This window comes from Gryllotalpicola sp. CP2-P1, from assembly GCF_057512245.1.
Genome location: NZ_JBLRDT010000133.1, coordinates 1 through 7,084 on the forward strand (window position 1 = coordinate 1; position 7,084 = coordinate 7,084).

Below are 7,084 nucleotides of genomic sequence, written 5' to 3' on the forward strand. Positions count from 1 at the left end.
ATCCACGCGCCGAGCGGGAACTGCACGAGGAAGGGGTGCGCGGGGTGCCCGATCGGCACGCCGTGCAGCAGGTCGCGCACGGGGCCCGCGGGGATCAGCTTCTGCACGAAGCCCGAGAGCGGCTGGGCAACCGCGTCGAGCCGCTCCTGCCCCTCGATGGACTTGATCAGTCGGCCGACCGCGCGGCCGGCATCCGTCAGCGTCTTCGTCGTGAACTGCACCATGCGCACGACGGTAGGCACTGGCGGGGGCCTGCGCCAGCGGTTGACACGGCGCTCGCCGTTATGCGCCCGCCGCCTTTTTCACGAGCTCGGCGATGCGCTTCTCGTCCTCCGCAGAGATCTCGGTGATCGCGAACGCGGTGGGCCACATGGTGCCGTCGTCGAGCTGCGCGGCGTCGAAGAACGCAAAGTTGCCGTAGCGCACCTTGAACTTCGCGCGCTCCTGATAGAAGCAGACCACCTTGCCGTCGGAGGTGGCGTAGGCGGGGCTGCCGTAGAAGGTGCGCGGCTTCAGCTGCGGGGCCACCTCGGTGACGATGGCGTGGATGCGCTCGGCGTTCGTCTTGTCGGGCTCGTCGAGGCTCGCGATCTTGTCGAGCACGGCCTGCAGCGCCAGCGCGTCCGATTCCTGCGCTTTCAGCTCCTTCGCGCGCTGGCGCATCGCCGCGCGCTCCTCGGCAGTGAACCCGGTCTTCTTCGTGCTCGTCGTCTCTGTCATGCGCATCATTGTGGTCGGCGAGCTGGCCCGCGCGCTTCTCGAGAACTGCTCTATCCGCCCGGCAGCGCCGGCGAGTACAGCGTCGCCCCCGGCCGCAGCGCCAGCTCGTCGCCCACACTCGCCACGTCGCGCCACAGCACGAGCACCGCGCGGCGCTGCCGCCAGGCGAGGAAGTGGGCGATGAGCCACGGCCGGTTCACCCCGGTGCGCTCATAGCCGAGGAACGAGCTGCTGCGATGCGGGCTTACGATCAGCCCGTGCAGGCGCGCCTCGGCGAGCGCGCCGGTGCCGCTTCCCGACGGCGGCCCGTCGAGCACGAAGCGCACGTCGACGACGGCGCCGAGATCGCCGCCCGCGCCGTCGCGCACGCGCAGCCCGAGCAGATCAGTCAGGAGCATGGCGGCCCCCTGGGATCCGGCCGATGACCTCTGACCGCGCCCACCGCTCGGGCCAGCTCGCCTCATAGTCGTCGGCGGGCTTCGCGACGCGGATCACGACGCCGACGTCGGTCACGTCGCTCCACGGCTCATCCTCGAGGTGGTGCCGTCGCGGCCGGCCGCCGAAGATCCGGGTCCACAGCGGCGCGCCCGAGAGCAGCGCGACGATGCGCGGCGATGCCCCGGGCTCGACGCCGTCGAGCTGCACGTCGTCGACGGTCGTGATCGGCACGTCGGAGGGGTCGACCACCTGCCGGTCGAGCAGGTGCAGGTGCGCGTCGATGACCTGCCCGCGCGGCGACTCGTCGACGGGCAGCTCGGGCCGTGCATCCGTCATCTCATGCCCCCATTCCCGAGACGATCATGAGCGGTATCGCCGCGATCGACGCGGCCAGGATGAGCACGAGATAGACGAGCCCGAGCGCATTCGTCCCCTTCCCGTTCACCGCGTCGCCCATGTACTGCGGGTCGTTCGCGACGATGAGGATCGGCAGGTAGGTCAGCGGCAGCGCGAGCGCAGAGAACACCACCGACGCCTCGGTGACCTGCACAGGGTCGACGCCCGTCGCGAGGATTCCGAGCCCGATGAGCAGCGACACGATCATCACGAGGTGGAATCGGGATGCCTGGGAGGGGCGGCGGAACTTGCCCCACGGCCAGCCGAAGTACTGCGCGAGCGTGTAGCCGCTCGACAGCGCCGTCTCGAGCGCCGCACCGAACGTCGCCGCCACCATGCCGACGATCACGATGATGAGCAGCAGCGTGCCGCCCGCCTGCGCGACGGGCATGGCGACCTGCGAGAGCGACTCGACCTGGATGCCGCGCGGCAGCAGCACGAGCGTCGCGCACACGGCGATCGACAGCGACAGCAGGCCGCCGAGCGGGAATCCGATCAGCACGTTGGCGCGCGACTCGGCGAGGTCGCTCTTCGTCCACCCCTCCTCGCGGGCGCCCGATGAGAAGAAGAACACCTCGTACGGCGTCATCGCCGCGCCGAACAGCGCGACGGCGTAGTACCAGTAGGTCGACGGGTGCTCGCTGGACGGCATGAGGGGCACCGCCTTCTGGGCGAGCGCGCTCCAGTCCGGGTGCAGCAGGAACACCGCGACCGCGAAGGCGACGAGGCAGAGCCCGAGCAGCCCCACGACGTTCTCCATGATCGAGAACTTCACTCGCCACAGCACGATCCACACCGCGACGGCCGCGACGGGCATCCACAGCAGGGGCTGGATGCCGCTCGCCAGCTGCAGGGCGAGCGCGATGCCGCCGACCTCTGCGGTGAGGGTGAGCAGATTGATGAGGAACGAGGCGCCCAGATTCGCGAGCCCCAGCCGCGGCCCGAGCCGCTCGCGGATGATCTCGAACGTGGCCCGGCCGCTGACTGCTGCGACGCGCCCCGACATCTGCGCGAACACGATGATGCCTACCACGCCGACCGGCAGGACCCAGGCGAGCGCGAGGCCGAAGCGCGAGCCGACGACGGCGTTCGTGACGAGGTCGCCGATGTCGACGAAGCCGCCGATCGCCGTGAGGATGCCGAGGAAGATGCCGAGCAGCTTGCTCACTCGGCCTCCCCCGCCTGGGCGATGATCTCGCGCTTCGTGTGCGTGATCGTGTCGCTCGCGTCCCGCAGTTCCCGGCTCGCCTGCGACCAGCGGATGCCCGCCTCTCCGTTCGCGGCCGAGCGGGCGTCCTTGAGCGCCGGGTCGAGCGCCGAGATCGCGTCGTCGGCGCTGCGGCGCCAGCGGCGCTCGTCGGCGGTGCGCGGCTCGATGCTCGCAAGCTCGGTCTGCTGCTCGCCGAGCTTCGTGAGCGCGTCGTCGATCGCGGTGTGGGCGTGTTGCGGCGTCGTCTTCCCCTCGCTCAGCTGGCGCACGGCGAGCAGCGCGGTCTGCGCGCTGCTGTCTGCGGAGGAGAGCCCGCGTTCGAGCCGGCCGGGCACGCCGCCCGAGTCCGGAACGCAGCCGGCCAGCGCGGCGGCGAGGGCGGCGGCGAGGCATCCGCTGATGCAGCTGGCGCCGGTGCGCCGTCTCGTGGTCATGCCCGGGTGGTCCCCCGGGCATTGGGGAAGTATGCGCATTCGCCGCAGTGACCCCTCCGGGCCGGGCCTGGCCCGGCTGCCCGGCGATGAGCCGCGCTACGTCGACCCCGACGGCCGGCCCGTGAGCGACGCCGAGGTACTCGCGCGCATCGAGTCGCTCGTCATCCCGCCGGCATGGCTCGACGTCTGGATCTCGCCGTACCCCGACGGCCACATCCAGGCCGTCGGCACCGACGCAGCCGGCCGGCGTCAGTATCTGTATCACGAGGAGTGGAGGCGGAAGCGCGATGCCGTGAAGTTCGAGCGCATGCTCGAGCTGGCCGAGGCGCTGCCGAGCGCGCGCCGCACGGTGACGCGCGATCTGCGGCTTCCGGGGATGCCGCGCGAGCGCACCCTCGCCGCGGCGTTCCGCATGGTCGACCGCGCCGCGCTGCGCATCGGCGAGGAGCGCTACCGCCGCGCCTACGGCACCCGCGGCCTCACCACCCTGCTGTGCCGCGACGTGACGATCGACGGCTCCGAGACCGAGCTGCGCTTCCCGTCGAAGAGCGGCCAGGGCTGGGACTCCTGGGTCCACGACCCCGAGCTCGCGGAATACCTCGGGTCGCTGGTGGCGCGGCGCCGCCCCGGCGCCCGCCTGCTGGCCTGGCGCGATCAGCGCTGGCACGCCCTGCGGCCGGCGGACGTCAACGAGGACATCCGGCTGCGCACGGGGGTCGAAGCGAGTGCGAAGGATTTCCGCACGCTGCGCGGCACGATCGTCGCCGCGGACACGCTGGCGCGTGCCGGCCGGGCCGATACCCGGCGGGCGCGGGACGCCGCCGAGCGCGAGGCGGTGAAGCGCGCGGCATCCGCCCTCGGGAACACGCCGGCCGTCGCCCGCGCGAGCTACATCGACCCGCGCGTGTTCGACAGATACCGGAACGGGGAACTACTCGACGTGAAGCGCTCGCCAGAGGCGGCGCTCGTGAAACTGCTGACATGAGATTGCTCACATGACGCCGGCCGCCACCCGCGGGGCGACTCGGCGAAGCCGACCGCAACGCGGGTCGACTCGGCGAAGCCGACCGCAACGCGGGTCGACTCGGCGAAGCCGACCGCAGCGCGGGTCGACTCGGCGAAGCCGAATGGAGACCAGGAAGAAGGAGAACACAATGCCTGGAGCGAAGGACCTGCCCAGCACGCTGGAGCGCTCGCCGAAGCACGCCCAGGAGATCTGGGTGAAGGCGCACGATTCCGCGCTCAAGGAATACGGCCACGGGCGCCGTGCGCAGCAGACGGCGTACGCCGCTCTCAAGCACGAGTACGAGAAGGTCGGCGACCACTGGGTCGAGAAGGGCCGCAAGGGGCCATCGGATGCCGGTGCCGCACAGCGGGGGAAGAAGACCGAGGGCGGCGTCGACGCGAACGCCTCGAAGGCGCATCTGATGGACGTCGCGAAGAAGCTCGACATCACCGGCCGCTCGTCGATGACGAAAGACCAGCTGGTCGACGCGATCAAGAAGGCGAACGGCGCCGCGACGCGGAAGGCGCGCAGCTAGCGGACACGCCGCAGGCGGAGGAGTGAAGAGTTCTGGCGACCGGCGCGGGCTCCGCGGTTCGTGCGGCGACACCAGATGCCGTTTCGCTCCGGCCGCCCTTCGCTCCGGCGACACTAGATGCCGGTTCGCCCGGCCGCTCTTCCCGCCGGCGACACTAGATGCCGTTTCAACCGGCCACTCTTCCCGCCGGCGACACTAGATGCCGTTTCAACCGGCCACTCTTCCCGCCGGCGACACTAGATGCCGCTTCACGCCGGCCACTCCTCCCGCCGACGACATTAGATGCCGCTCTGACCGTCGGGGAGCTGCATCTACTGTCGCCGCACGGGGTTCGTAACGGCAGCTATTGTCGCCGCACGGAGTCCGTGCCGCCGCACTGAGGTCGTAACAGCAGCTACTGTCGCCGCACGGAACTCGCAACGGCAGCTATTGTCGCCGCACGGAGTTCGTGCATCTACTGTCGCCGCGGGGAGTTCGTAGCGACGTCTACTGTCGCCGCACCGAGGTCTTAACGGCAGCTATCGTCGCCGCACGCGCGCCCCTGGGCATCAGGCGCGTCCGCTTCTCGGGCGGCGACGGGAACCGGGGGTCGCCGGCACCGCGGCCGCCGCTACGGTGGGCTCATGCCGTACACCGTCGACTTCGTCAACGTCAGCACCACGGGTCTCGAATCGTCGCCCGTCGCCGAGGCGCTCGCGGGCCTGCGCGCCAACGAGGCGCGCTATTTCAAGAACAAGTACGACCACGACTTCACCGTGGTGCCCGCGGCCGAGGCATCCGACGACCTCGCCCGCGTCGAGAAGGTGCTCGCCGACGAGCGCGACATCGTGATCGCCTCCCCCGCCCTCGAGGTGAGCCGCTTCCGCGTCGCAGACATCGACTGGACCTACGTCTTCTATCAGTCGGGCCTCTCGATCAACGTGCTCTACACGCTCGGCGACGCGGGCAAGCGCGCCGTCGGCTTCAAGCTGTCGCAGGGCATGGATGTCCCGGCCGAGCTCGCCGACAGGTTCAAGTTCGCCCGCCAGCGCTCGAAGCTCGCCGGCGAGATCCGGGGGTCGTTCTTCGTGATCAAGGGCGAGTACTGACCCGGCTTCGCGCAGGACAAGGCAGAAAAGGCAGAAGAAGCAGAAAAGGCAGAAAAAGGCGGGGTTTCGCCCACCAAAAGCAGAACCGCCGTGCTTCCGCAAGGGGGTTTCACCCTTCTTCGCGGCTTGGTCTGATCGAAGGCAAGTAGTCGAACAGCGCGCTACGCCACTCGTTTCAGAAGTACGGAGTGACAGCACATGAACGGCAACACCACGAACAGCGTGGCAACCCTCGAGGCCCGCCGTCGTCGCAGCGAAGAGACCACCGCGGCATTCGACCAGGTGCGCACCTGCACCCCGCGGGAGCGGATGCGGATCGAGAACCAGGTCGTCGTCGCTCACATCCCGCTCGCGGAGTCGCTCGCCCGCCGCTACTGGCGCGGCGACGACGACTACGGCGACCTGCGCCAGGTGGCGCTTCTCGGCCTCGTGAAGGCGGCCCGCCACTACGACCCCGAGCGCGGCACGCCCTTCGTGCCCTACGCGGTGCCGACCATCGACGGCGAGCTCAAGCGCCACATCCGCGACCACGGCTGGCTCGTGCGGCCCGGCCGCCGTATGCAGGAGCTGTGCTCGGCGCTGATGCGCGCCCGGCCGCGCCTCGCCCAGCAGCTGGGGCGCGAGGCATCCGATCAGGAACTGGCAGACGAGCTCAACGTGACTGAACAGGACGTCCGTGCCGCTCGCGCCTGCCTCGACGCGCAGTCGCCCGTCACGGTCACCTCGGCCGGCGACGACGAGGACACGCCGTCGCTGATCCCGTCTTATATCGACCCCGATTTCGATCGCGCCGAGCTGCGGGCCATGCTGCAGCGTGCCCTGCTGCGGCTGAACCCGCGCGAGGCGCTCATTCTCGAGCGCCGCTTCGCCGAGGAGAAGACGCAGGCCGAGATCGGCGAGGAGCTCGGCGTCAGCCAGATGCAGGTCTCACGCCTGCTGGCGAAGATCCTCGATCGGCTGCGCCACGAGCTGGGCGCGACCTTCCCGCAGGGTCTGCAGGACGCGGCCTGACGAGCGCCAGCGCCGCAGCGAGCACCTCATCGGCCGACACCGCGAGTAGCGCCGGGTCGGGCACGTCTGAGAAGACGTCGCCCCGCCTGGCGCTCTCGTCTGTCAGCACGCGGTGCGGCCCGGGCGGCGGGCCCCACTCGCTGGGCGGCGCCGGGCCGAAGACGATGACCGAGGGCACGCCGTAGGCCGAGGCGAGGTGCGCGACGCCCGTGTCGACGCTCACCAGCACGGCCGCGTCGGCGACGA

General features: G+C 70.3%; 10 protein-coding genes and 1 pseudogene. 4 read left to right on the plus strand and 7 right to left on the minus strand.

From position 1 onward, the window contains the following. The 6 genes and pseudogenes from ACM2XV_RS10645 to ACM2XV_RS10670 all read right to left on the minus strand — a co-directional run. Positions 1 to 224 (minus strand): annotated as a pseudogene (locus ACM2XV_RS10645) (hypothetical protein); the annotation flags it as partial. Between the two features lie 58 nt (positions 225 to 282). Next, positions 283 to 720, minus strand: a complete 438-nt coding sequence (locus tag ACM2XV_RS10650; protein ID WP_487026909.1) for a hypothetical protein — start codon at positions 718 to 720, stop codon at positions 283 to 285. Positions 721 to 770: 50 nt separating this feature from the next. Then, positions 771 to 1,118 carry a PRC-barrel domain containing protein gene (locus ACM2XV_RS10655; RefSeq protein ID WP_344774358.1) on the minus strand — a complete coding sequence of 116 codons (348 nt, stop codon included), beginning with the start codon at positions 1,116 to 1,118 and terminating at the stop codon, positions 771 to 773. Next, on the minus strand, positions 1,105 to 1,494 hold the full coding sequence (locus ACM2XV_RS10660) for a hypothetical protein (protein WP_487026910.1): 390 nt from the start codon (positions 1,492 to 1,494) through the stop codon (positions 1,105 to 1,107). The genes ACM2XV_RS10655 and ACM2XV_RS10660 overlap by 14 nt, the downstream gene beginning before the upstream one ends. 1 nt (position 1,495) lies before the next feature. Beyond that, a complete protein-coding gene (locus ACM2XV_RS10665; protein WP_487026911.1) occupies positions 1,496 to 2,722 on the minus strand; it encodes an Nramp family divalent metal transporter in 1,227 nt (408 codons plus the stop codon). Then, positions 2,719 to 3,198 (minus strand): hypothetical protein, encoded by a 480-nt coding sequence (locus ACM2XV_RS10670; protein ID WP_487026912.1) that lies wholly within the window; start codon positions 3,196 to 3,198, stop codon positions 2,719 to 2,721. The genes ACM2XV_RS10665 and ACM2XV_RS10670 overlap by 4 nt, the downstream gene beginning before the upstream one ends. Here ACM2XV_RS10670 and ACM2XV_RS10675 point away from each other — a divergent pair. The 4 genes from ACM2XV_RS10675 to ACM2XV_RS10690 all read left to right on the plus strand — a co-directional run bounded on the left by ACM2XV_RS10675 (position 3,197) and on the right by ACM2XV_RS10690 (position 6,838). Further along, the gene (locus tag ACM2XV_RS10675) at positions 3,197 to 4,183 is read left to right on the plus strand and encodes a DNA topoisomerase IB (protein ID WP_487026913.1); all 987 of its coding nucleotides are present in this window, start codon (positions 3,197 to 3,199) and stop codon (positions 4,181 to 4,183) included. The genes ACM2XV_RS10670 and ACM2XV_RS10675 overlap by 2 nt on opposite strands. Before the next feature lie 169 nt (positions 4,184 to 4,352). Further along, positions 4,353 to 4,739, plus strand: coding sequence for a ChaB family protein (locus tag ACM2XV_RS10680; protein ID WP_344774368.1), 387 nt, complete (start codon positions 4,353 to 4,355; stop codon positions 4,737 to 4,739). A 623-nt stretch (positions 4,740 to 5,362) separates the two neighbouring features. Further along, positions 5,363 to 5,827 carry a phage tail protein gene (locus ACM2XV_RS10685; RefSeq protein ID WP_344774370.1) on the plus strand — a complete coding sequence of 155 codons (465 nt, stop codon included), beginning with the start codon at positions 5,363 to 5,365 and terminating at the stop codon, positions 5,825 to 5,827. Between the two features lie 198 nt (positions 5,828 to 6,025). Continuing rightward, positions 6,026 to 6,838: a sigma-70 family RNA polymerase sigma factor gene (locus tag ACM2XV_RS10690; RefSeq protein ID WP_344774372.1), complete on the plus strand. Its 813-nt coding sequence runs from the start codon at positions 6,026 to 6,028 to the stop codon at positions 6,836 to 6,838. Here the strand turns inward: ACM2XV_RS10690 and ACM2XV_RS10695 are convergent. Then, a partial coding sequence (locus ACM2XV_RS10695) for a glycosyltransferase family 9 protein (protein ID WP_487026914.1) occupies positions 6,738 to 7,084 on the minus strand: 347 nt, incomplete at its 5' end. The two genes, ACM2XV_RS10690 and ACM2XV_RS10695, sit on opposite strands and share 101 nt — an antisense overlap.

Coding starts and splice junctions, on each gene's coding strand:
- ACM2XV_RS10650 (WP_487026909.1), bottom strand. CDS start 720: ATGACAGAGACGACGAGCACGAAGAAGACCGGGTTCACTGCCGAGGAG.
- ACM2XV_RS10655 (WP_344774358.1), bottom strand. CDS start 1,118: ATGCTCCTGACTGATCTGCTCGGGCTGCGCGTGCGCGACGGCGCGGGC.
- ACM2XV_RS10660 (WP_487026910.1), bottom strand. CDS start 1,494: ATGACGGATGCACGGCCCGAGCTGCCCGTCGACGAGTCGCCGCGCGGG.
- ACM2XV_RS10675 (WP_487026913.1), top strand. CDS start 3,197: ATGCCCGGGTGGTCCCCCGGGCATTGGGGAAGTATGCGCATTCGCCGC.
- ACM2XV_RS10670 (WP_487026912.1), bottom strand. CDS start 3,198: ATGACCACGAGACGGCGCACCGGCGCCAGCTGCATCAGCGGATGCCTC.
- ACM2XV_RS10680 (WP_344774368.1), top strand. CDS start 4,353: ATGCCTGGAGCGAAGGACCTGCCCAGCACGCTGGAGCGCTCGCCGAAG.
- ACM2XV_RS10685 (WP_344774370.1), top strand. CDS start 5,363: ATGCCGTACACCGTCGACTTCGTCAACGTCAGCACCACGGGTCTCGAA.
- ACM2XV_RS10690 (WP_344774372.1), top strand. CDS start 6,026: ATGAACGGCAACACCACGAACAGCGTGGCAACCCTCGAGGCCCGCCGT.